Source organism: Novosphingobium gossypii, assembly GCF_050433305.1.
In the GTDB taxonomy this organism is placed as follows: domain Bacteria; phylum Pseudomonadota; class Alphaproteobacteria; order Sphingomonadales; family Sphingomonadaceae; genus Novosphingobium; species Novosphingobium gossypii.
This window is the reverse complement of the sequence record NZ_JBNPXM010000003.1, coordinates 20,374-42,673: the sequence shown is the minus strand read 5'-3', so window position 1 is coordinate 42,673 and position 22,300 is coordinate 20,374. Positions and strand designations below refer to the sequence as shown.

The window sequence follows — 22,300 nt, the reverse complement described above, 5'->3', positions numbered from 1 at the left end:
TGCAAGGGGATTCGCATGAAGAAGATTGCTTTCGCCGCGTTCGCGTCGGTTGCCGCACTGTCGCTCGCTGCTTGCGGTGGTGAGCCCGCCGCCGAAGCTACCACGGATTCGGTTGAAACCGCACCCGAGGAACTGATGACCGGCGACGCCACCGACGCTCCGACCGAGGCTCCGTCCGAGGCGCTGTAATCGGCTCGGGGGAAGGCAGCCTCACGGTAAGCCGGCCCCCACCGCTTTTCGCTTCCGGGTCCATACCGGTATGCGGAAAGTCCGTTTCACGACGGACAGAAGCCCTCCTTTTCGGGAGGGTTTTTTGTATCGGGATGAAGCACATGACCCGCTTTTGCCGGCCCCGTTGCCGGCAAGGCGGGTTTTTGTTTGCACCCGGTTCGTGCTGCATGGCGCGCGCCCGGCGATTTGACCTTGTCGGCGCCGCCTCGTAATCGCGCCTGCATGACTGTTACGCGCTTTGCTCCTTCGCCTACCGGGCACCTCCATGTCGGCAACATCCGCACGGCGCTGCACAACTACCTGCTGGCCCGTCAGGCCGGGGGACGGTTCCTGCTGCGCATCGACGATACCGATGCGGCCCGGTCGAGGGAAGAATACGTCGAGGGTATCCGCGCCGACCTTGCGTGGCTGGGCCTGCAGGTCGATGCCGAGGAACGGCAATCGGCGCGATTCGCGATCTATCAGGACGCTTTCGACCGGCTGGAGGCAGCGGGCCGGGTCTATCCGTGCTGGGAGACGCCGCAGGAACTGGACTTGCGCCGCAAGGTGCTGCTGGGGCGCGGCCTGCCGCCGATCTACGACCGCGCCGCGCTGAAGCTGAGCGCCGAGGAGAAGGCGGCGCGCATCGCGGCGGGCGATCTGCCGCACTGGCGCTTCCTGCTCGACCATGATGAGCCGATCGCCTGGGAAGACGGCGTGCGTGGCACCCAGAAATTCGATCCTGCGCAGATGAGCGACCCCGTGGTGCGCCGCGCCGACGGATCGTGGCTCTACATGCTGCCATCCGTGATCGATGACATCGCGATGGGCGTGACCAGCATCCTGCGCGGTGAGGACCATGTGTCGAATACTGCCACGCAGGTCCAGATGTTCACCGCCCTGGGCACGCCGGTGCCTAATTTCGCGCACGAAGCGCTGCTGGTCGGCACCGAGGGCAAGTTGTCGAAGCGGCTGGGTTCGCTTGGGGCCGCGCATTTTCGTGAAGAGGGGATCGAACCGCAGGCGCTGGTCGCACTGCTGGGACGGCTGGGCACCAGCGATCCGGTCGATCCGGCTCTCGGGCTGGAAGAACTGGCGGCGGCGTTCGATCTGTCCCGCTTTGGCCGGGCGCCCGCGCGGTTCGATGATGCCGAACTGGAGCGGGTCAACGCGGCCGTGGTCCATGCATTGCCCTACGATGCGGTGGAGGCCCGGGTACCCGCCGGCATGGATGCTGCAGCCTGGGAGGCGATTCGCCCGAACCTTGTCCGCGTCGCGGAGGTGCAGGACTGGTGGACTGTCGTGACGGGGCCTGTCGCCGCACCCGACCTGCCCGCCGAAGACCGCGCCTACTGCCTTCAGGCTGCCGAAGTGCTGGTAGGGCTGGAATGGGGCAAGGGCATCTGGAAGGCGCTGACGGCAGCGCTCAAGGACGCGACAGGCCGCAAGGGCAAGGGTCTGTTTCTGCCCTTGCGTCAGGCGCTTACCGGCATGGAGCATGGCCCGGACATGGCCGCGCTGCTACCATTGATCAAGCGCGATGCGGCGCTGGAGCGGTTGCGGGCGGTGGCTTGATTGCGTCCCTCGCTCACGCAACATAAATTCCATTTACACCGCGTCCGCATCCCGCTAATGGCGCGGTCATGTTCGTGAAGCCGATCATTATTACCACCCCGAAACCGACCGCGACCGCGCGGTGGGCGTCGGCGGTGTGCGTGATCTGAACAGGCACAAACCGGACACTCACCCCGCACCAGCAGGCGGGGTTCTCTTCAAGGAAAACACAGACCCTCGCGCTGCTTCATATGAAGTAGGAGACGCATAGGTCATGGCACATAAGTTCGCACCCGGTCAGCAGCTCAACGTCGGCGTCGTCGGCGCGACCGGGCTGGTCGGCACGATGATCCGCGAAATCCTTGCAGAGCGCAATTTCCCGGTGGCCACGTTGCGCCTGTTCGCCTCGGCCCGTTCGGCGGGCAAGGAGATCGACGGCGTGGTGGTGGAAGATGCGGCGACCGCTGACTTTGCCGGGCTGGACGTGGTGCTGTTTTCCGCCGGTGGCTCCACCGCCAAGGAACTGGCGCCCAAGGCTGCGGCTGCAGGCGCCATCGTGATCGACAACTCCTCCGCATTCCGGTCCGACCCTGAGGTGCCGCTGGTGGTGGCAGAAGTGAACCCGCACGCGCTGGCTAACCTGCCCAAGGGCATCGTCGCCAATCCCAACTGCACCACGATGGCCGCGATGCCGGTGCTGCGCCCGCTGCATGACGAAGCCGGTCTGAAGCGCCTGATCGTCTCCACCTACCAAGCGGTATCGGGCGGCGGGCTCGAAGGTATCGAGGTGCTGGCCAGCCAGATCGAGCACGTGGGTGACCGTACCCGCGAACTGGCCTCTGGCGACACCGCGCCGCTGCTGCCCGAAGCGAAGAAGTGGGCGGTGCCGATGGCGCACAACGTCGTGCCGCTAAACTATGTCTATGCCGAGGACGGCTACACCGAGGAAGAGATCAAGCTGCGCGACGAGAGCCGCAAGATCCTGGAAATCCCCGGTCTGCCGGTGTCCGGCACCTGTGTGCGCGTGCCTGTGTTCACCGGCCACTCGCTGTCGATCAATGCCGAGTTCGAGCGCCCCGTCAGCGTCGAACGCGCGCTGGAATTGCTGGGGCAGGCGCCCGGCGTGGTGGTGGCCGAAGTGCCCAACCCGCTGGAAGCCACCGGGAAGGATCCGGTCTTCGTGGGCCGCGTGCGCAAGGATCCGGGCGTGGAGAACGGCCTGGCGCTGTTCCTGTCCAACGACAACCTGCGCAAGGGCGCGGCGCTGAATGCGGTGCAGATCGCCGAAGCGCTGATCGGCTGAAGTAACGAAGGGCGCGCATTGTAGCCGATGCGCGCCCATTCGCCTGAACTTATTCCATGAACCAGCCGTGGCTGGCGATCAGCGACTGGCCGGTCAGCGCATTGGTCGGGAAGCTGGCGAAGAACAGCGCAACTTCGGCGATGTCCGCAACGGTCGTGAATTCGCTGTCCACGGTGCCGCCCAGCATCACGCGGCTGATCACTTCCTCTTCGGGAATGTTCAGTTCCTTCGCCTGCTCGGGGATCTGCTTGTCGACCAGCGGGGTACGCACGAAGCCGGGGCAGATCACGTTGGTGCGCACGCCTTTCTTGCCGCCTTCCTTGGCGATCACGCGCGACAGGCCCAGCAACCCGTGCTTCGCCGTGACGTAGGCGCTTTTCAGTGGGCTGGCTTCCTTGGAGTGGACCGAGCCCATGAAGATGATCGAGCCGGACCCGGCGGCGTACATGTGCGGCAGAACCGCCTTCGACGTCAGGAAGGCACCGTCGAGGTGGATCGCCAGCATCTTCTTCCAGTCGGAAAAGGCGTAGTTCTCCACCGGATTGACGATCTGGATGCCCGCGTTGGACACCAGCACGTCGATCGCGCCCCAGGTTTCCACCACTTTGGCGATCCCTGCGTTCACCTGCTCCTCGCTGGTGACGTCCATTGCCACGGCAATCGCAGTGCCGCCATTGGCGACGATGTCGTCGGCGGCCTTCTGCGCGGCTTCCAGGTTGAGGTCCGCAATCACCACCTTGCCGCCCTGGCCCGCGTAGATATCGGCGATGGCCTTGCCGATACCGCTGGCGGCGCCGGTGACGATGCAGACCTTGTCCTTCAGCTTCATGCGAATTCTCCCGTGGTGTCGTTCGAGGCAAGCGGACGCTGCAGACGTTCGTTAGGCCGGTCGCCCGAAAGGTCGAAGGTGATGATCTCGTCCGGGCTGACGTCGCGGTTCACCCAGTCCGGATGGCGCAGCGAATGCTCGGCGTCCTGCTGGCCGCAGTGCCAGTGCTCGTCGATGGTGAGGCGCGAGAACTCGTAGTCCTTGGAGTTCGTTTCATACCCGTGCGCCCGGTTGATGAGGTGCATCACCGCCACCGCGCCAGCCGGTCGGCAATCGAGCAGGCGGGCCAGATCGGGATCGTCCTGGAACTCCTCGGGCAGCTTGCGGGCAAGTCGCTTGGCCGCGGCGCGGGTCTTCTGCAGTGCCTTGGACATGTCGGTGTTGAGCCGGGTGCGGCTGGAATAACGGATGTCCTTTTCGCGCTGGGCGATGTCGGCCATCGAAGTGGGCACGATCCCGCGGGACGAGAACAGGTCCACCTGATAGACGTTCATTTCGCGCAAGGATCGCTTGTCGAGCACGTATTGCAGCGGCGTGTTGGAGACTAGGCCGCCGTCCCAGTACCATTCGCCGTCGATCTCCACCGGCGGAAAGCCCGGCGGCAGGGCGCCGCTGGCCATGATGTGCTCCGGCCCGATGGTCCGCTCGGTATTGTCGAAATAGGCGAAGTTGCCCTTGAGCATGTTGACCGCGCCGACGCTGAAGCGGGTTTCGGCGCGGTTCAACCGGTCGAAGTCGACAAGGTCCAGCAGGGTCTGGCGCAGCGGCGTGGTGTCGTAATAGCTCAGCCGCGACAGGTGGTTGGGCCATTCGGGCATCGGCATCGGCCAGCGCGGAGTGAAGAAGCCGGGCAGCCCGACCGTGGCGGCGTACTGTGCCGACCATTCGTTGAAGGCGCGGCGGGCAAACCCAGTCGGCTCGTCCAGCCGGTACTGGAGTTCGCGGCTGATGCCGTGCCAGAACCTGCGGAGCGCGGGGATGCGGTCCTGTGGGGCGTTGCCAGCGATCAGCGCGGCATTGATTGCGCCGATGGATATGCCCGCCACCCAGTCGGGGGCGATGTCGCGCGCGGCCAGTGCTTCGTACACGCCAGCCTGATAGGCGCCAAGCGCTCCGCCGCCCTGCAGCACGAGTACGGATTGGGGATCGGGATCAGGTGCGTTCATGGCGCCATCCTGTGTGAGAGGAACCTGTTGCACTGCAACATGTGGGGTGGATCAAGGTTCCTTTCAATCCGCTTTTTGCCTCACGCCATCGCTTCCTCCAGCGACGTCTCGCTGGCCGCTTCCAGCAGGCGGCGCTCGATGGTCTTGATGCGCGGGGCGGCGGAGATCTTCTCGCCCAGCAGGTCGGTGACGTAGAACGTGTCCGCCGCCCGCTCTCCATAAGTGGCGATGTGGGCGGAGTGGACCATCAGCTTCGATTCGAAAAGGGCATGGGCTAGCCGGTTGAGCAGGGCCGGGCGGTCGCGGGCGTTGATCTCCACCACGGTGAACCGGTTCGAAGCCTTGTTGTCGAACAGGACGCGCGGGCGCACTTCGAAAGCGTCGGCGCGGGGGCGGGCGTCCGGCTTGGCGACCAGTTGCGGCAGGATCTTGATGCGGTTGGCCAGCGCGTTCTCGATCGTCAGTTCCAGACGGCGCAGCTGGCCGTATTCCATGAAGGGCCGGCCCAGCGGATCCTGCACCAGGAAATTGTCGACCGCGCGTCCGGTGCGGGTGGTGTGAATGCGTGCGTCGATGATGTTGCCGCCCGCAAGGTGGATGCCCCCGGCGATGCGATAGAACAGGCCCGGATGGTCGGACGCGATCACCGTCACCAGCGTCGCCCCGCGCGCCGGGTAGTATTCGGTCGAGATCGACAGCGGTTCGTCCTCGGACGCCTGCAACTGCAGCAGGTTGCGCGAGATCACGTCCTCCGGCTCGGCGATCCAGTAGGCATCGGCCAGGATGCCGCCGATGTTCTCGATGAGGTCGGGATATTCCGCGCCCATCGCTTCGACGGCGGCCTTCTTTGCCTCGACCCGCTTCGGACGCCCGAATTCTGCGTGGCCCAGGCGCAGGCGTTCTTCCGCCGCGCCGTAGAGCGTGGCGATCAGCTGGCGCTTCCACGAATTCCAGGTGCCGGGGCCGACCGCGCGGATGTCGACGATCGTAAGCACCGTCAGCTGGCGCAGGCGATCGACCGACTGCACCACTTCCACGAAATCGGCGATGGTCTTGCCGTCCGACAAGTCGCGCTTCATTGCCGTGGCCGACAGCAGCAGGTGGTGGCGTACCAGCCATGACACCAGCTCGGTCTCCTCCTCGTCCAGCCCGAAGCGCGGGCACAGCTTCAGCGCGATGTCGGCACCCAGGATGGAGTGGTCGCCCTTGCGGCCCTTGGCGATGTCATGCAGCAGCACCGCCACGTAGAGCGCCCGGCGCGAACGCAGCTTGTGGATGATCTCGTGGCTGAGTGGGTGGTCCTGGATCAGTTCCCCCTTCTCTATGCGCGAGACGAGGCCGATGGCGCGGATGGTGTGTTCGTCCACGGTGTAGTGGTGGTACATGTCGAACTGCATCTGCGCGTTGACGCGTCCGAACTCGGTGACGAAGCGGCCGAAGACTCCCGCCTCGTTGAAGCTGCGCAGCGCCACTTCGGGGTTCCGGCGGCTGGTAAGCAGTTCCATGAACAGGTCGTTGGCGCGCTTGTCGTGGCGCACCTCGTCGCGGATCAGCGCGGCGTCGCGCGATATGAGGCGCAGCGTTTCGGGGTGGATTTCCAACCCCTCGCGCTCGGCCAGCACGAAAATCTCGATCAGGCGGACGGGATCGTTCTCGAACCAGTCGTCGGTTGGTGCGCGCAGGCGGCCGCCGAACACCTTGTAGCCCTTGAAGATGCGCTCCTTGGCGCGGAAGCCCGCCAGCAGCCCGCGCGGCTGGCGCTTGGCGAACTGTTCGTCCAGCTGGGCCAGGAACACGCCCGTCAGGTTGCCGACGACTTTGGCCTGCAGGAAGAACATCTGCATGAACCGCTCCACCGCGCTCTTGCCGGGGCGGTCGGAGAAGTTCATCCGCGACGCCACTTCGCGCTGCAGGTCGAAGGTCAGCCGGTCCTCGGCGCGGCGGGTGATGGTGTGCAGGTGGCAGCGCACCGCCCAGAAGAAGTTCTCCGCGCGGCGGAAATTGCGGTACTCCTTGGACGTTAGCAGTCCCGCGTCGACCAGTTCGGCGGGTGTGCGGACCTTGTTGATGTACTTGCCGATCCAGTAGAGGGTGTGCAGATCGCGCAGGCCGCCCTTGCCCTCCTTCACATTGGGTTCGACGACGTAGCGGCTGTCGCCCATGCGTTTGTGGCGTTCCTCGCGCTCGGCCAGCTTTTCAACCACGAACTGGCGTTCGGTGCCGGACACCACGTCTTTGTTGAAGCGGGCGCGGGCTTCCTCGTACAAGTCCTGATCGCCCCAGACGTAGCGGCCTTCGAGCATGGCGGTGCGGATCGTCAGGTCCGACTTCGACATGCGGACCATGTCGTCCAGAGAACGGCTGGAATGGCCGATCTTAAGCGACAGATCCCACAGGAAGTAGAGCATCGCCTCGATCACCTGCTCGCACCACGGGGTCTGCTTGATCGGGGTCAGGAAGGCGACGTCGACGTCCGAATGGGGCGCCATCTCGCCGCGGCCATAGCCGCCGACCGCCATGATCGTCAGCCGTTCGCCCTTGGACCGGTTGCCCGCCGGGTAGACGTTGGCGACGATGTGATCGTGGATGACCCGCAGCAGCTGGTCCGTCAGGAAGGCCTGCGCCTCCGCCACTTCATGGCCGGCAGAGGGTTTCTCCACCAGTCGCCGGGCGATCTCCGCCCGCCCGTCGTCCAGTGCGGCGCGGAGCAGCTCGACGATCGTCTTGCGGCCCTTGGTGGCGCCCTGATCCGCCACCACGGCCTCGATCTGCGCGACCAGCTGGCGACGGTCGATGACGGAGCGGGGGTGGGGGATTCGGATGACGCTGCTCATGGTACCCTGATCTAGTGACTGCTCCCGCCAAGGGAAAGCATCACAACGGCGTAGCGCACGAAAGTGAAAACCCGGCTACCATCGTGCTGCGGCCTATGCCAGAAGGCCGCCCGACGAAGCACACGAGGTTCCCCACTTGTCCCTGACACTGCTTGCCGCCGCCGCAGAGGCGCCAGAGCCCATCTACTGGGTCAACCTCGGCCTCAAGAACTACCTGTTCCGCCTCGGCAGTTTCGAACTGCGCTGGTACTCGCTGGCCTATCTGGCGGGCATCGTGCTGGGATACTGGCATCTTTCGCGCATGATCCGGCAGCCCGGCGCGCCGATGGCGCAGCGCCATGCCGACGATCTGTTCTTCTACTGCACCATCGGCATCATTCTGGGCGGACGCCTTGGCTATGCCACGTTCTACACCGGCGGCAGTTCCGACATTCCCAGCCTGTGGGCGCATCCCGCCGAGCTGGTGAAGCTGTGGCACGGCGGCATGAGCTTCCACGGTGGCCTGATCGGCGTGATCCTGGCGATGGCGTGGGTGTCATGGCGCAACCAGCTGAGCCTGATCCGGGTGGCGGACTTCATCTCGGTCTGCGTGCCGTTCGGGATGCTGTTCGGGCGGCTGGCCAACTTCGTCAACGGTGAGCTGTGGGGCCGCGTCGTCTCCGGCCCGCTGCCCTGGGCGATGGTCTTCCCCGATGCGGGCCCGTTGCCGCGTCATCCCAGCCAGCTGTACGAAGCGGGCCTCGAAGGGCTGCTGATGATCGTCGTCATGCTCACCCTCTACTGGAAGACGCGCGCCCGCTATCGCCCCGGCCTGCTGGTCGGCGTGTTCACCACCGGCATTGCGTCGGCGCGCTTCATCGTCGAATTCTTCCGCGAGCCCGACGCACAGCTGCAGCGCTTCGCCGAAGCCACCGGCCTGTCGATGGGCCAGTGGCTGACGATCCCGCTGATCCTGCTCGGCCTGTTCCTGATCGGCCGCGCGCTGACCAAGCCCGAACTCTCGACGCGGCGCCCGATCGAGATCACCTGATGACGCAGGAATCGCTTTCGGCCGTCTTCCGGCGGCTGATCGCCAGTTACGGGCCGATCTCGCTCCAGCAATACATGGGCGAATCGAACGCCCGGTATTATTCGGGCAAGGATCCGCTTGGCGGCGGCGGCGATTTCGTCACTGCGCCGGAAATCAGCCAGATGTTCGGCGAGATGATCGGCCTGTGGCTGGCCGACATCTGGATGCGCGCCGGTGCGCCCGAGACGGTCCACTACGTCGAACTCGGCCCCGGTCGCGGCACGCTGGCGCGCGATGCGCTGCGGGTCATGCGCAGGCAGGGCCTGAACCCGCAGGTCCATCTGGTCGAAGGCTCTGTCGCGCTGCGCGGCGTCCAGGCCGGGCTGGTGCCCGATGCCCGCTGGCATGAAGATCTGGGCAGCCTGCCCACCGATGCACCGCTGCTGGTCGTCGGCAACGAGTTCCTCGATGCCCTGCCGGTGCGCCAGATGGTCAAGACCGCACAGGGCTGGCGCGAACGCATGGTCGGCCTTGAAGGGCACCGGTTCGTGCCCGTTGCGGGCGACCGGCCGATGGACGCCGCCGTGCCGGATCACCTGCAGGACGCGCCCGAGCAGACCCTGATCGAGACCTGTCCTGGCGCCGCCGCCGTCGTGGACGAGATTGCCCGCCGTCTGACCGGGCAGGGCGGTGCGGCGCTGCTGATCGACTACGGCTACGTGCAAAAACGCACCGGCTCCACGCTTCAGGCGATCCGGGCGCACAGCAAGGTCGATCCCTTCGCGATGCCCGGAGAGGCCGACCTCACCTGCCTGGTCGATTTCACTACCGCCGCCGAAGTCGCGGTCGCCGGCGGCGCCCGCCATCTGGGCACGGTTACGCAAGGGTCGTTCCTGCGCGCATTGGGGATCGAAACGCGGGCGGCGCAGCTTTGTACCGTTGCGCCTCAGCAATCTTCTGCCATAAACGCCGACAGGGATCGACTGATCGACGAGGGGCAAATGGGGGAATTGTTCAAGGTCATGGGGCTGGCCGCGCAAGGCTGGCCGGACGGCGCCGGCTTCTGATGGAAGCCGTATTACGAAAGCCCGCCCGCTCGATCGCTCCCGATCGGCTGGAAAGGGCGCTGGGCGGCCTGTCGCTGGTGATGCTGGGCTTCGTCGCCGTGGCAGTGGTCAGGGGGCGGGCGGAATGGTCGCACATTCCGGGCGTGATCTGGTTGCACCTGTTCACCATCGTCGTCGCGCTGGGGCTGACGCCGGTCCTGCTGTGGAAGCCGCGCGGCACGCCGGGCCACCGCGTTTTCGGCTATGCCTGGGCGGCAGCCATGTTCCTGACCGCCGTCGACAGCCTGTTCGTGACCACGCAGCCCGGCCAGTTCAGCCTGATTCACATCCTCTCGGTGTTCACCATCGTGATGGTGCCGATACTGGTTCAGGCGGCCCGGCGCGGCAACGTGGCGCGCCACCGCCGGACGGTGCGCGGCCTGATCATCGGCGCGCTGCTGATCGCGGGATTCTTCACGTTTCCGTTCGATCGCCTGCTGGGCCACTGGCTGTTCAGCTGAGCGAGGCCGTCGTCCCCCGGATTGATCCGGGGAGACGTTACCTCGCCTTGCTCGCCAGCAAATCCGGCGTCAGCACTTGCGGCAGCGTCTCTGCCCTGCCGTCACGGCCGTACCATACGTACAGCGGCACCCCGGCCGCGCCCTGTTCAGTGAGGTAGCGGGTGATGACGGGATCGCGCCGCGTCCAGTCGCCGCGCAGGACCACGACGCCGGCCTTGTCGAAAGCGACCTTCGTATCCTCTCGCTCGATGGCAGCGGCTTCGTTGACCTTGCAGCTGAGGCACCAGTCGGCGGTCATCCATACGAAGACCGGCTTGCCGCTACCGCGCGCCTTTGCCAGCGCTTCGGGCGAGAAGGGCGTGGTCTTGATGATCGAGTCCGCCGCCTCTGCCGGCTGCGGCTGCGGGTCGGGCATCGTCAGGACGCCTAGAGCCAGAACGCCCAGCGCGGCACATGCCGGCATCAGGGCGCGGTTGCCCCGCCGCTGCGCCCGGCCCGCCAGCCCCAGCAGCGCCAGCAGCACGGCGGCCAGCGCCAGCACGTAAGTCAGCGCGGCGGTTCCTCCCACGCGCCACACCAGCCATGCCAGCGCTGCGGCGGTGAGCGCCATCGGCACCGCCATCACGCGGCGGAAGGTGACCATCCACTTGCCGGGGCGCGGCAGACGCGCGCGCAGGGCGGGGATGAAGGCGACCGCCAGGAACGGCAGCGCGATGCCAAGGCCCAGCGTGGCGAACAGCGCCATCGCGGGCACCACCGGCAGCAGCAGCGCCGCGCCCATCGCGCTCGCCATGAACGGCCCGGTGCAGGGTGTGGCGACGAAGGCCGCTAGCAGCCCGGTGGCGAAGGCGCCCTGCGGCGAACCTTCGGTGGCAAAGCCGGGTACCGCGAATTCGAACAGGCCCAGCAGATTGGCGGTGATCGCCACCGACAGGGCGAACAGCGCCACGACGACCGCGGGCTCCTGCAACTGGAACGCCCAGCCCACCTGCTCGCCCCCGGCCCGCAGCGCCAGCAGCACCGCGCCAAGGGCCATGCAGGCGACGATGACGCCCGCCGAATAGGCCAGCCCTTCGATCCGGGCATGGCGCTCGCTCTCCCCGGCGCGGGCCAGGCTGAGCGCCTTCAGCGACAGGATTGGGAAGACGCAGGGCATCACGTTCAGCAGCAACCCGCCCGCCAGCGCCGCCAGCAGCAGCCACGGCAGCGCGGGCAGTTCAGGCGCTGCGGAGCCGGAACCCGCGATCAGCGTGCCGCCCGCCGGCACGGTGCCGGGCCGTGCCGACAACGCGATGCCGTTGCCCGCGTCGTCGAGCCGCAGCACGGCGTCCAGGGTTCGGGCGTCCTGCGCGGCGAACTGCGCGCGCGGGATCGTCACCAGCAGCATATCGCCCTTGCGGGCAAAGGCCTGGGGCGCGGCATAGTTCACCAGCTTGTCCTGCTGCACGAACAGGTGCGGTGCGGCCAGCGGCACCGAAGCGGGCAGGGGGATCGCCAGCCGCAGCTCCCTGGCGTCCAGCGCAAAGGCAGCGGGCGCATCGAGCGGAGCGGGCAGGGCCTGCGTCCACGTATCGAAGCGCGGATCATGGGGAGCGCCGGGCACGATCTCGGTCGCAAGTTCGGCGCGCTCCGGCACGCAGATCTGTTCGGTGCAGGCCAGCCACTGCGCCTTTACCCGCACTGGTACTCGCCCACCTGCAGCAGGCAGGGTGACCGGGACCAGCACGGCATATTCATGCTCGTACACATGGTTCATCAGCCCCTGCACCACTAGCGTGCGGGGCACCGGATAGCGCGGCTCGCCGGTCTTCACGCCTGCGGGCAAATCCCACGACAGCTGCATGCCAAGACCCGCGTCACCGGGATTGAGCCAGTAGCCGTGCCACCCGGCCTCTGGCGTCATGCGGATCGCCAGCGTAACCGTTCGTTGATCTGCGGGACCATCCTTCACCGGCCCGGCCACCAGTTCCGCCGCGATGTGCGACGGCGCCGCGCGGGCGGGGGAGGAGAGCGCGACAGCGGCTCCCACAAGCATCATGATGTGACACAGGACTGTCACAAGCAGTCGGTAGCGGCGCTCTTGCATGGTGCTCCGTGGTGTTTGGTGACTCTTGCGCCCGGTCGGCGATCCCGTCATCCAAGCATCTGCATCCAACGCACGGACTTTTCAAGGAACCTTCCCCCGATGCGCCTGCCGCTGACCTCGCTTGTCGTTTCCCTCGCGCTCGGCACCGCTGCGCCCGCTTTCGCGCAGGACGCCGCTCCGGCCCCCGCCGCGCCTGCCGCCGCCACGCCTCAGACGCCCCCGAAGCTGATCGTCGCGATTTCCGTCGACCAGTTCTCTTCCGACCTGTTCCAGCAGTATCGCGAACGCTATTCCAAGGGCATGGCGCGGCTGCTGCAGGGCGCGGTCTTCCCGTCCGGCTTCCAGTCGCACGCCGCGACGGAAACGTGCCCCGGGCACTCCACGCTGCTGACCGGCGTGCACCCGAACCGCACCGGCATTCTGGCGAACGACTGGTACGTCCCCGGCATCGGACGCAAGGACAAGAAGGTCTACTGCTCGGAAGACGAAAGCAATCCGAACAGCAGCTCGGAGGATTCGGTCATCAGCCCGGTCCACCTCAAGGCACCGACGCTGGGCGATCTGCTCAAGGCGAAGAACCCCGCCACGCTGAACGTCGCCGTCTCCGCCAAGGACCGTGCGGTGGTGATGATGAGCGGGCACACGTCCGATGCGGCCTACTGGATCAAGGGCAAAGGCTTCGTCACGTATGACGACCGCAAGCTGTCGCCCGCCGCCGTGGCGCAGAACGCCGCGATCGCAAAGGCGGTAGAGGCGGGGGCGGGAGACCTGCCCGCGCCCGGCTGGTGCGCGCCTTACGATCACGCGGTGAACCTTGGCCCCTTCTCCGTCGGCACGTTCCGCTTCGCCAACAAGGCGGGCGACTACAAGAGCTGGCTGAACGGCCCGCGCGTGGACGATGCGACCACAGACATGGCGATCCGCCTGCTGGACGAGATGCCGCTGGGCAAGGACGACGTGCCCGACGTGCTCTCCGTCAGCTATTCCGCCAACGACAAGGTCGGCCACGCCTATGGCACCGAGGGCGTGGAGATGTGCATCCAGCAGAACGTGCTTGATGCGACGATAGGCCGCCTGCTTGCGGCACTGGACGCGCGCGGGATCGACTATGCGGTGGTGCTCAGCGCCGACCACGGCGGCATCGATGCGCCCGAACGCCTGCGCCAGCAGGGCGTGCCCGAAGCCAGCCGCCTCGATCCCTCGTTGACGGCAGAGGCTCTTTCGGCGTCGGTGTCGAAGGCTGCGGGCGTCACCGTCAAGGACGGCCCGCTGCTGTACGGCGCGGGCAGTTCCGGCGATATCTGGCTGAACGCGGGGTTGAGCGTGGCGCAGCGCAAGAAGGTTATCGCCACGCTGGTGGCGCAATTGAAAGCCAATCCGCAGATCGCAGGCGCCTACACCGCCGATGAACTGGCGCGGGTCAAGGTTCCCGCCGGCCACCCGCAGGACTGGACCCTGATCGAGCGGGTCGCCGCATCCTTCGTGCCGGGCCGCTCGGGCGAAGTGCTGATGATGACGAAGCGGGCGGTCGTGCCCGGCGTGGCTCCGCGTCCCGGCTCTGCGGCCACCCATGGCAGCCCGTGGGACTACGACCGCCGCGTACCGATGCTGTTCTGGCGCAAGGGGCTGACCACGATGGAACAGCCGCAGCCGGTCGAGACGGTGGACATCGCGCCGACGCTGGCCGCGCTGGTCGGCCTGAGCGAACCGGCGGGCACGTGGGATGGAAGGTGCCTCGACATCTACGCCGGGGAGGCCGATAGCTGCTCGCGATGAGCGACTCGAATATCGTTAGTGCAGCGCCCGAAAGACGCGACCTGATCATCCTGGGCGGCGGCCTCGTCGGCATGACGCTGGCGCTGGCCGCCGCCCGCGCCGGGATCACCGCCCATGTGATCGACCGCGCCGACCCTGCCGATCTGGTGGCGGAAGGCGCGGATGGGCGCGCCTCGGCGATCTCGACGGCCAGCTGGAACCTGTTCACCAACATCGGCCTGGCGCCCCGGCTGGAGAAGCTGGGCTGCCCCATCGCCTCCATCGCCGTGACGGATGGCATGAAGCCGGGCCGGATCGACTTCACGCCCAAACCCGAAGAGGGCACGCTGGGCCGCATGTTCGCCAACCGCGACTTGCGCATCGCCCTGTTCGACGCCGCGCGCGAAGAACCCCACATCGCCTGGCACGTCCGCACCGAAGCCGTTCGCAAGGATCGCGGGCCTCACGGAGTCACGGTCGAACTGTCGGACGGGCGGGTGATCGTGGGTTCGCTGCTGGTCGCGGCGGAGGGGCGCCAGTCTCCCACGCGCGACGAGGCTGGCTTTGCGCTGGCGAAGTGGGAATACAACCACCGCGCCTTCGTGACCGGGCTGTTCCACGAAAAGCCCCACGGCAACACTGCCTGGGAGATCTTCTACCCGGCAGGACCGTTCGCGCTGCTGCCGCTGCTGGACGATGCGCAGGGTCACCATCGCAGCGCGCTGGTGTGGACCGTGGCGGAAAAGGACGCCGCCGGGGTCATCGCCATGCCGGATGCGATGTTCGTGAACGAAGTCTTCGAACGGATGCACGGCGTGTTCGGCAAGATCGAGCTGTCCGCCCCGCGCATGAGCTATCCCTTGCGCTTCCATCACGCTGGGCGCGTGGTGGAAGAACGGCTGGCCGTGATCGGCGATGCCGCGCACGGCATGCATCCCATCGCCGGGCAGGGGCTGAACCTTGGCCTGCGCGACGTGGGCGCGCTGGTCGAAGTGCTGGTGGAAGGCATGCGCCTTGGACTTGAGCCGGGCGACGCGCAGATGCTGGCGCGCTACGAAAAGTGGCGCAGCCTGGATACCGCGATGGTCATGGCCGCAACGGACGGCCTGACGCGGCTGTTCGGCGTCCCCGGGCGCACTGCCAGCGCCGTGCGCCGCCTGGGCATGGGCGCGGTGCAGCGCACGCCGCTGCTCAAGCGCTTCTTCATGGACGAGGCGCGGGGCATGTCGGGCAAGCTGCCGGATCTGCTTCAGGCCTGATAATGGCAGAAGGCGGCCGGGGCTACCCCCGGCCGCCTTCTTTCGGTGCGACCCGAATGCGGTCAGTTCGCCGAAGCGACCTTCTTGTACGGCACGAAATCCTGCAGTCCGACGAACCCGTTCCACATGAAATTGGCGGTCCGGTCATGCAACTGGACGGTGTCGAGACGGCACAGCTGTGACGTGTAGAGCTTGGTCACCATCACGTCGTCGTCGTCCAGCCGATCGGCATTGACGGGGCGGTTCACGTACAGCGTACCGCCCACGCGATAGACGATCGCCGTCTTGTCGATTACGGTCGCGTTCTGCGTCTGGGAATAGGGGATGCAGCTTACCGGCTTGCCGGCTTCGCGCCCGTCCAGCATCTTGGAAAGCTGTTGCTCCCCGGTCAGCCTGGTGCGGGCGTCTGCGGCAGGCATGGCAAGCAGCGAAGCGACGGCAAGCGTCGCGGCGATCGCAAACTTCTTCATGGCCTTGGTCCTTAATCAACGCACCCCGCGTCGATCGTCCATATGGCACGATTCGTCTGAACCGGCGCTGACCGCTGATGCCAGCGACGAACTCAACATGAATGGAAGTAGGCAGATGCTGCCGGATTTTGCTCAGGCAGAGCTGGCCGGAGCCGCCGCCCCCACGTTGACCGTCACGCCGTGCCGCCCACCGTCAGCCCGTCGATAAGCAGCGTTGGCTGTCCGACGCCGGCAGGAACGCTCTGCCCGCCCTTGCCGCAGACGCCCACTCCGCGATCGAGTTCCAGGTCGTTGCCGATGCCCTTCACCCGGGTCAGCACCGAAGGCCCGTCGCCGATCAGCGTCGCGCCCTTGATCGGAGCGCCCAGCTTGCCGTCCTCGACCATGTAGGCCTCGGTGCAGGAAAACACGAACTTGCCCGAGACGATATCGACCTGGCCGCCGCCGAAGTTCTTGGCGAAGATGCCCTTCTTCATGCCCGCCAGCAATTCCGCCGGATCGTCGTTGCCCGCCTTCATGAAGGTGTTGGTCATGCGGACCTGCGGGGCGTGGGCGTAATTCTCGCGGCGGCCGTTGCCGGTAGGCTCCACGCCCATCAGCCGCGCGTTGAGGCGGTCCTGCATGTAGCCCTTGAGGATGCCGTCCTCGATCAGCACCGTTTCGCGCGTGGGCGTGCCCTCGTCGTCGATGGTGAGCGAACCGCGGCGGCCGGGGATCGAGCCGTCGTCGACGATGGTGACGCCGGGTGCGGCCACCCGTTCGCCGATACGACCGGAGAAGGCCGACGTGCCCTTGCGGTTGAAATCGCCTTCCAGACCGTGGCCGATGGCTTCGTGCAGGATCACGCCGGGCCAGCCGGGGCCGAGCAGAATGGGGAACTCCCCGGCAGGGGCCTCCACGCTTTCCAGATTCACCAGCGCCGTGGCCAGCGCCTGATCGATGCCCTCGTTCCAGTTTTCGGGCTTGAACAGGTCGTCGTAGAGGAAGCGGCCACCCATGCCGAACGATCCGGTTTCGCGCCGACCGTTGCTTTCCGCCACGATCGAGACGTTGAGCCGCACCAGCGGGCGCACATCGGTGGCGATATAGCCGTCAGGGCGGACGATCTCGACCACTGACCACGATCCTGAGATGCTGGCGCTGACTTGCGAGACGCGCGGATCGCGGGCGCGGGCGGCAGCGTCGATCGTCTCCAGCAGGCGCACCTTTTCCGCAAAGGGCACGAGGTCCAGCGGCGAGGCGTCGGTGTAAAGTTTGGCGTTGGTGCGTTGCGGCGGAGCGGGGCGCAAGCCGGTGGCGGGGTCCAGCAGGCGCAGCGTCTCTCCGGCGCGGCGGATGGCGGCGGCGGAAATCTCGTTGGCATGGGCGAAGCCGGTCATCTCGCCCGAAACGCCGCGCAGGCCAAAACCTGCGTCGCGCGAATAGTCGGCGGTCTTGAGCCGCCCGTCATCGAAGCCGAACGCCTCGCTCGCCACGAACTGCATGAACAGTTCGCCGTCCTCGCAGGACTTCAGCGTTTCGGCAGCCAGCGCCTGCGCCTCTTCGGGCGAAAGCTGGGTGTAGAGGAGCGAGCGCGGGTCGATGATCGTCATGCCACCGATATAGGCGGCATTAGCCCCGCGCGAAAGGCCGGATCAGGCCGCTTTCTGGTCTGCCGGTCCACCGTTCAGGACGAAACGGCGATCGCAGTATCCGCACTCGACGTAGCCCTTCTCGTCGATCTCCAGCCAAACGCGGGGGTGGCCAAGGGCAGCGCCGCCTGGAATGTCGGTCGCCCCGTCGCAGGAAACGCGATGGGAATCGGTGAAAACGGTTTCGGGAGCGTTGGTCATGGTGTTCCCCGGATACCAAGGGTGGACGGCGATTTCCAGATGGATTTAGGGGATGAACGCTTGTCGTCCCGGACTTGATCCGGGACCGCTGACGGTCTTCAGGTGCGGCGTTGCAGCGCCGTCGCATGATGGGCTGTTCACGGCCAGCGGTCCCGGATCAAGTCCGGGACGACGAACTCTCAATTCATCAGCGTGACGGAGATGCGCCGGTTGCGCGGATCGTGGGGGTCGGCGGGGATCAGAAGCTCGCGGTCGGCCACGCCTTCGATGCGGCGGAAGCGGTCTTCGGCGATGCCGTCGCGCATCAAAGCCTGTCGCGTGGCTTCGGCGCGACCGGCGGAGAGCGACCAGTTGTTGCCGACGATGCCCGGCTTGTAAGGCAGGGCATCGGTGTGGCCGCGCACCGTCAGTCCGCCGTCGCCTTCCTCCAGCGCCTGGCCCAGCGCGGTCAGCAGGTCCGTCGCCTCGGCGGTGAGGATGGTGGTGCCCATGCGGAACATCGAGAAATTGGCGTCGTCGACCAGATCGATACGGATGCCTTCGGTGGTGTCCACCATGCGGACCTGCCGGGCCAGACGGCGCAGGCGCTGCGTGGAGTTGAGCTTCTTCTGCACCTGTTCACGGGCGCGCTTTGCCCCTTCCTTGGGGCCACCGGTGGTGTCGCGCGGTATGGTAATGGCCTTGTTGCCGCTGCCGCCGGGGTGAGGCAGCTTGTCCTGCGCGGTCAGTGACGTTCCGCCGAGCAGCCCGGTGCCCGACCCGGAGCCGGACTTGCGGTTCTTGACCAGCGTGGGCGAGAAATAGTCGGCAATGCCCTTGCGCTGCTTTTCGGTGGTCGCGCCCAGAATCCACAGCAGCAGGAAGAAGGCCATCATCGCAGTCACGAAGTCGGCATAGGCGACTTTCCACGCGCCGCCGTGATGGCCGCCGGCGACGACGGTGACTTTCTTGACGATGATGGGGCGGACGGGTTCGTCCGGCTTCTTCGCCATCTTACCGGCTCCCCGTCACTTGCCGCGCATCGCGTCGAGCAGTTCCGAAAGGCTGGGGCGGAAGGCGTGGCCCAGGCCAGACCGCGCGCTTTCCACCACCAGCGGCTGCGGCCAGCCGTGCAGGGAGGCGATGATGACCTGCTTGACCGCGTGGAAGATTTGCTCGTCCTGTTCCAGCACCTGTTTCAGGCGGCCCGCCATCGGCGCGACCATGCCGTAGGCCAGCAGCACGCCCATGAACGTGCCGACAAGCGCCGAGCCGATCATCGCGCCCAGGATAGAGGGCGGCTTGTCGATGGAGCCCATCGTTTTCACCACGCCCAGCACCGCTGCAACGATGCCCAGCGCGGGCAGCGCATCGGCCAGCCCCTGCAGCGCGTGCTGCGCTTCGTGGCTTTCGTGAAAATGGGTCTTCAGCCCGTTATCGATCACGTCCTCAACCGCGTGGACTTCCAGCGTGCCCGAGGAGACGACGATCAGCGTCAGCGTATCCGCGATGACATGCACCAGCGCATCGTTGGCGAGCAGGCGGGGAAATTCCGCAAAGATGGCGGACGATTTGGGATCGGAGACATGGCTTTCCAGCGCCACCGGTCCTTCGGTGCGCAGCATCTTCATCAGGCGCGCGGTCAGGATGATCGCGTCGATGTGGTCCTGCCTGTTGTGCTTCGGACCCTTGAACACCTTCACGAAGCCGCTGCCGATGCCCTTCAGTTCATGCATCGAGTTGCCGGTGACGATCGCACCGATGGCAGCGCCGCCGATGATCAGCATTTCGTGCGGGATCGCGTGCATCACCGGGCCGAGCGCGCCGCCGGTCAGTGCGAAGCCGCCGAAGACCATCACCAGCAGGATGACGATGCCGATGATTGCGAACATGAACTACTCCGGGATCTCGGTGACGATGGTTGCCGTCGGAGGGAGCTTCGACAAGCCCAGCCTGAGCGGATTTGGAGGTATCTCTCCTTGTCTTCCGCCTGTCAGCGCAGCTGATCGAACAGCGACAGGCTCGACAACCGGGTGAAGCTGGCCTGGCTGGCCTCCAGCACGGTCAGCGTTTCCTGCAGCCGGGTCATCGTGGTGGCGAGGTCGGCGCCGCCGATGGCCGCCTCTTCGGACGAGCGCAGTTCGGACAGGTCGGTGCGCCGATCGGTGGTCAGGTCGATCCAGTTCTGCCGGCTGCCGATCACCGTCTGCGCAGTGGTCAGCGTGTCCAGCCCGGTCTGCAGGTTGCCCAGCGCGTCGTTCGCCGCAGCCGTGCCCGGCCCCGCCTTGAGCGCGTCGGACAGCGCCTGGACGGTGGCCATCACATCGGTGGCGTTGCCGTTTTTGTCGGTGAAGGTCAGGAACTGCGGCCCGGTCATCGAACGGGTGACGTGCTGCCCTTCGCCCAGCGGCAGTTCATCGACCTGCGCGGTGCCGATGTATGTGGCCTTGCCGGTGGCATCGAGCTTGTAGGCGTCGCCCGCAGCTTCGCCACCGAACAGGGCGTGGCCGTTCGAATCGCGGGCGTTCGCCAGCGACAGCATGTTGCCGTGAAGCTGGTCCAGTTCCGCGGCAATCGCCTTGCGCTGGTCTGCCGTCAGGGTGGAGGAGGCGGCCTGCGTCGCCAGTTCCCGCGCGCGGATCACGGCGTCGGCCATGTCCGACATGGTGCCACCGGCCAGCGACAGGTCGGCTGCGGCGCGGTCGGCATTGGCGGTGTCGATCTTCGAAAGGGAATCCATGCGCGCCAGCGCACGCAGCCGCGACGCCGCAACCGGATTGTCCGACGACCGGTCCAGCTTGTTGCCGCTCGACAGTTGCGATTGCAGGCTTTCGGCTTGCGCGCGCAGCCCCTTGATGTCCGAACGCGACCTTTCGAAGAAGGCGCCGGTGCTGGTCGTGATGGAACTCATCGTGGGCCTCACCTGATGCCGAGGATGGAATCGAACAGGTCGGAGGCGACCTGCATGACGCGCGCCGAGGCCTGATAGGCCTGCTGGTAGCGCATGAGGTTCACCGCCTCGTCGTCGAGGTTGACGCCGGCCTGGCTTTGCAGGGCGACCTTTGCGCTGCTGGCGATGGTGTCGAGCGCGTCGCGCGTGACGGTGCGGCCCGCAACCGCGCTGGAGACGGTGAACAGCAGCGTGTCCATCCTGCCCGCCGGATCCGCCGCATCGAAAGCGGCGCGCATTGCGGTGAGGTTGCCGACGTCGCGGCTGTTGGCGGGGGCACCGGCGGGCGCGGTGGCGATGGCGCTGCCGCCGCCTGCCACCATTTTCAGGCTGGCGGCGTCGGTGCCCGAGAACAGCGGCTGGCCGGGATTGCCCTGCAGATCCACCCCGCCGGCTTGCCCGGTGTTGATGGTGGTCGCGATGTTCGCGGCGATCCCGTTCAGCGCGGTGCGCGCGCTGGACAGTTCCACCAGCGCCTGTGCCTTGCCCGCGATCGCGCCGGAACTGAGCGTCACCGGCTGGCTGCCGACGGTGAAATTCAGCGTGCCGCTGGCGGACGTGCTCATCGCCAGCGTGTTGGCAGTCGTGCCCGAGACCAGCGCCGATCCGGTAGGCCCGCCGAGCATGACCGAGACGGTCTTGTCGGGGTTGATCGTGGTGGTGATGTCCGCCTGGCCGCTCAGCTTCTGGAGCAGGGCGTCGCGCTGGTCGAGCAGGGCGCTCTGGTCGCTCGATGCATCGGGTGCACGCATCAGGCGCAGGTTCACGCGGGCCAGTTCGCCTGCGGTGGTGTTGATCTGATCGACGCCGTCCTTCGCTTCGAACTGGAGGCCCTTTGCCGCTGAATCGAGGCTTTGGGCGGCGGTGTTGAAGGTCTGCGCCATGGTCCGCGCATCCTCGACCACCTGCGCGCGCAGGGAGCCGTCGGTGGGGTCGGACAGCAACTGCTTCAGGCTGCCTTCGAAGGATACGATCGAATCGTAGACGCCGGTTTTTTCCAGCGCGGCCTCGACGTTTTCCAGCCCCTGAACTTCGGCGGCGGCGCGGGCGGCGTCCGAGCCGGTGCGGCGCACTTCGGCCTGGCGGAAAGTATCGGCGTTGCGCACGATCCCGGTGATCCGCGCGCCTGACAGGTTGATGGCGCTGGGCGTGGTAAGGCTGACCCCGCTGGCCACTTCCGACACCGCGACCGAACGGCGCACATAGCCTTCCGTCGATGCGTTCGCGATGTTGTTCGACGTCACTTCCAGCGCGGCGCGGGCTACGCGGGCGCCGGATTTGCCGATCGAGAGAAGGTCGGATGCCATGGCTTGGTGCGGTTTTCCGTTGGTTTCAGGGTTCAGCTGGTAGAACGGCAGGACGGCGTGGGGTTAAAGGGGGGCCCACATCTGGCCCGCGTCACGCTGAACTTGTTTCAGGGTCCATCGGGCAGCGTGTCCAGACCCGTCACGTCACCAGCCGCCCGTTAACGTTGGGGCCTCGAACACCGGCGCTCTC

The 22,300-nt window shown here is 66.5% G+C and carries 19 protein-coding genes; 8 read left to right on the top strand and 11 right to left on the bottom strand.

The window, feature by feature from the left end; genetic code table 11:
* The first annotated feature begins 15 nt into the window (after positions 1-15).
* The 3 genes from GGR40_RS07780 to GGR40_RS07770 all read left to right on the top strand — a co-directional run bounded on the left by GGR40_RS07780 (position 16) and on the right by GGR40_RS07770 (position 3,067).
* Positions 16-189 carry a hypothetical protein gene (locus GGR40_RS07780; RefSeq protein ID WP_429275657.1) on the top strand — a complete coding sequence of 58 codons (174 nt, stop codon included), beginning with the start codon at positions 16-18 and terminating at the stop codon, positions 187-189.
* Positions 190-453: 264 nt separating this feature from the next.
* Entirely contained in the window at positions 454-1,785 is a 1,332-nt protein-coding gene (gene gltX, locus GGR40_RS07775) for a glutamate--tRNA ligase (RefSeq protein WP_429275656.1), read from the top strand.
* Positions 1,786-2,038: 253 nt separating this feature from the next.
* Entirely contained in the window at positions 2,039-3,067 is a 1,029-nt protein-coding gene (locus GGR40_RS07770) for an aspartate-semialdehyde dehydrogenase (RefSeq protein WP_429275655.1), read from the top strand.
* 49 nt (positions 3,068-3,116) lie between these two features.
* On the opposite strand, the gene GGR40_RS07765 is transcribed toward GGR40_RS07770, so the two are convergent.
* The 3 genes from GGR40_RS07765 to GGR40_RS07755 all read right to left on the bottom strand — a co-directional run bounded on the left by GGR40_RS07765 (position 3,117) and on the right by GGR40_RS07755 (position 7,896).
* Positions 3,117-3,896: a 3-hydroxybutyrate dehydrogenase gene (locus GGR40_RS07765; protein ID WP_429275654.1), complete on the bottom strand. Its 780-nt coding sequence runs from the start codon at positions 3,894-3,896 to the stop codon at positions 3,117-3,119.
* Positions 3,893-5,062: a DUF3734 domain-containing protein gene (locus GGR40_RS07760; RefSeq protein ID WP_429275653.1), complete on the bottom strand. Its 1,170-nt coding sequence runs from the start codon at positions 5,060-5,062 to the stop codon at positions 3,893-3,895. The genes GGR40_RS07765 and GGR40_RS07760 overlap by 4 nt, the downstream gene beginning before the upstream one ends.
* Positions 5,063-5,142: 80 nt before the next feature.
* On the bottom strand, positions 5,143-7,896 hold the full coding sequence (locus tag GGR40_RS07755) for a [protein-PII] uridylyltransferase (RefSeq protein WP_429275652.1): 2,754 nt from the start codon (positions 7,894-7,896) through the stop codon (positions 5,143-5,145).
* Between the two features lie 136 nt (positions 7,897-8,032).
* Here GGR40_RS07755 and lgt point away from each other — a divergent pair, with 136 nt between their 5' ends.
* The 3 genes from lgt to GGR40_RS07740 are packed head-to-tail and all read left to right on the top strand — an operon-like array spanning position 8,033 to position 10,472.
* Positions 8,033-8,926: a prolipoprotein diacylglyceryl transferase gene (gene lgt / locus GGR40_RS07750; RefSeq protein WP_429275651.1), complete on the top strand. Its 894-nt coding sequence runs from the start codon at positions 8,033-8,035 to the stop codon at positions 8,924-8,926.
* Positions 8,926-9,972, top strand: a complete 1,047-nt coding sequence (locus GGR40_RS07745; protein ID WP_429275650.1) for a class I SAM-dependent methyltransferase — start codon at positions 8,926-8,928, stop codon at positions 9,970-9,972. Before lgt ends, GGR40_RS07745 begins: the two co-directional genes overlap by 1 nt.
* A complete protein-coding gene (locus tag GGR40_RS07740; protein ID WP_429275649.1) occupies positions 9,972-10,472 on the top strand; it encodes a DUF2306 domain-containing protein in 501 nt (166 codons plus the stop codon). The genes GGR40_RS07745 and GGR40_RS07740 overlap by 1 nt, the downstream gene beginning before the upstream one ends.
* Before the next feature lie 37 nt (positions 10,473-10,509).
* Here GGR40_RS07740 and GGR40_RS07735 read toward each other — a convergent pair whose 3' ends face one another.
* Entirely contained in the window at positions 10,510-12,558 is a 2,049-nt protein-coding gene (locus GGR40_RS07735) for a protein-disulfide reductase DsbD family protein (protein WP_429275648.1), read from the bottom strand.
* 99 nt (positions 12,559-12,657) lie between these two features.
* Here GGR40_RS07735 and GGR40_RS07730 point away from each other — a divergent pair, with 99 nt between their 5' ends.
* Complete coding sequence (locus tag GGR40_RS07730; protein ID WP_429275647.1) at positions 12,658-14,334, top strand: alkaline phosphatase family protein; 1,677 nt, start codon at positions 12,658-12,660, stop codon at positions 14,332-14,334.
* Positions 14,331-15,572, top strand: coding sequence for an FAD-dependent monooxygenase (locus tag GGR40_RS07725; protein WP_429275646.1), 1,242 nt, complete (start codon positions 14,331-14,333; stop codon positions 15,570-15,572). Before GGR40_RS07730 ends, GGR40_RS07725 begins: the two co-directional genes overlap by 4 nt.
* A gap of 62 nt (positions 15,573-15,634) precedes the next feature.
* On the opposite strand, the gene GGR40_RS07720 is transcribed toward GGR40_RS07725, so the two are convergent.
* The 7 genes from GGR40_RS07720 to flgK form a co-directional block, all read right to left on the bottom strand.
* The gene (locus GGR40_RS07720) at positions 15,635-16,042 is read right to left on the bottom strand and encodes a hypothetical protein (RefSeq protein WP_429275645.1); all 408 of its coding nucleotides are present in this window, start codon (positions 16,040-16,042) and stop codon (positions 15,635-15,637) included.
* 173 nt (positions 16,043-16,215) lie between these two features.
* Positions 16,216-17,634 carry a metalloprotease TldD gene (tldD, locus tag GGR40_RS07715; RefSeq protein WP_429275644.1) on the bottom strand — a complete coding sequence of 473 codons (1,419 nt, stop codon included), beginning with the start codon at positions 17,632-17,634 and terminating at the stop codon, positions 16,216-16,218.
* Between the two features lie 42 nt (positions 17,635-17,676).
* Positions 17,677-17,874: a zinc-finger domain-containing protein gene (locus GGR40_RS07710; protein WP_429275643.1), complete on the bottom strand. Its 198-nt coding sequence runs from the start codon at positions 17,872-17,874 to the stop codon at positions 17,677-17,679.
* A 179-nt stretch (positions 17,875-18,053) separates the two neighbouring features.
* The gene (locus tag GGR40_RS07705; protein WP_429275642.1) at positions 18,054-18,866 is read right to left on the bottom strand and encodes a flagellar motor protein MotB; all 813 of its coding nucleotides are present in this window, start codon (positions 18,864-18,866) and stop codon (positions 18,054-18,056) included.
* Positions 18,867-18,881: 15 nt separating this feature from the next.
* Positions 18,882-19,745, bottom strand: coding sequence for a flagellar motor stator protein MotA (gene motA, locus GGR40_RS07700; RefSeq protein WP_429275641.1), 864 nt, complete (start codon positions 19,743-19,745; stop codon positions 18,882-18,884).
* A 101-nt stretch (positions 19,746-19,846) separates the two neighbouring features.
* Complete coding sequence (locus GGR40_RS07695) at positions 19,847-20,764, bottom strand: flagellin N-terminal helical domain-containing protein (RefSeq protein WP_429275640.1); 918 nt, start codon at positions 20,762-20,764, stop codon at positions 19,847-19,849.
* An 8-nt stretch (positions 20,765-20,772) separates the two neighbouring features.
* Positions 20,773-22,110 (bottom strand): flagellar hook-associated protein FlgK, encoded by a 1,338-nt coding sequence (gene flgK, locus GGR40_RS07690; protein WP_429275639.1) that lies wholly within the window; start codon positions 22,108-22,110, stop codon positions 20,773-20,775.
* Positions 22,111-22,300 lie beyond the last annotated feature (190 nt).

Bases quoted from the DNA above. Each gene is read 5' to 3' on its own strand.
- motA (WP_429275641.1), bottom strand. From the start codon at position 19,745: ATGTTCGCAATCATCGGCATCGTCATCCTGCTGGTGATGGTCTTCGGC.
- GGR40_RS07770 (WP_429275655.1), top strand. From the start codon at position 2,039: ATGGCACATAAGTTCGCACCCGGTCAGCAGCTCAACGTCGGCGTCGTC.
- GGR40_RS07740 (WP_429275649.1), top strand. From the start codon at position 9,972: ATGGAAGCCGTATTACGAAAGCCCGCCCGCTCGATCGCTCCCGATCGG.
- GGR40_RS07720 (WP_429275645.1), bottom strand. From the start codon at position 16,042: ATGAAGAAGTTTGCGATCGCCGCGACGCTTGCCGTCGCTTCGCTGCTT.
- GGR40_RS07705 (WP_429275642.1), bottom strand. From the start codon at position 18,866: ATGGCGAAGAAGCCGGACGAACCCGTCCGCCCCATCATCGTCAAGAAA.
- GGR40_RS07755 (WP_429275652.1), bottom strand. From the start codon at position 7,896: ATGAGCAGCGTCATCCGAATCCCCCACCCCCGCTCCGTCATCGACCGT.
- GGR40_RS07760 (WP_429275653.1), bottom strand. From the start codon at position 5,062: ATGAACGCACCTGATCCCGATCCCCAATCCGTACTCGTGCTGCAGGGC.
- GGR40_RS07780 (WP_429275657.1), top strand. From the start codon at position 16: ATGAAGAAGATTGCTTTCGCCGCGTTCGCGTCGGTTGCCGCACTGTCG.
- GGR40_RS07710 (WP_429275643.1), bottom strand. From the start codon at position 17,874: ATGACCAACGCTCCCGAAACCGTTTTCACCGATTCCCATCGCGTTTCC.
- flgK (WP_429275639.1), bottom strand. From the start codon at position 22,110: ATGGCATCCGACCTTCTCTCGATCGGCAAATCCGGCGCCCGCGTAGCC.
- GGR40_RS07735 (WP_429275648.1), bottom strand. From the start codon at position 12,558: ATGCAAGAGCGCCGCTACCGACTGCTTGTGACAGTCCTGTGTCACATC.
- GGR40_RS07745 (WP_429275650.1), top strand. From the start codon at position 8,926: ATGACGCAGGAATCGCTTTCGGCCGTCTTCCGGCGGCTGATCGCCAGT.
- tldD (WP_429275644.1), bottom strand. From the start codon at position 17,634: ATGACGATCATCGACCCGCGCTCGCTCCTCTACACCCAGCTTTCGCCC.
- GGR40_RS07730 (WP_429275647.1), top strand. From the start codon at position 12,658: ATGCGCCTGCCGCTGACCTCGCTTGTCGTTTCCCTCGCGCTCGGCACC.
- GGR40_RS07725 (WP_429275646.1), top strand. From the start codon at position 14,331: ATGAGCGACTCGAATATCGTTAGTGCAGCGCCCGAAAGACGCGACCTG.
- GGR40_RS07695 (WP_429275640.1), bottom strand. From the start codon at position 20,764: ATGAGTTCCATCACGACCAGCACCGGCGCCTTCTTCGAAAGGTCGCGT.
- gltX (WP_429275656.1), top strand. From the start codon at position 454: ATGACTGTTACGCGCTTTGCTCCTTCGCCTACCGGGCACCTCCATGTC.
- GGR40_RS07765 (WP_429275654.1), bottom strand. From the start codon at position 3,896: ATGAAGCTGAAGGACAAGGTCTGCATCGTCACCGGCGCCGCCAGCGGT.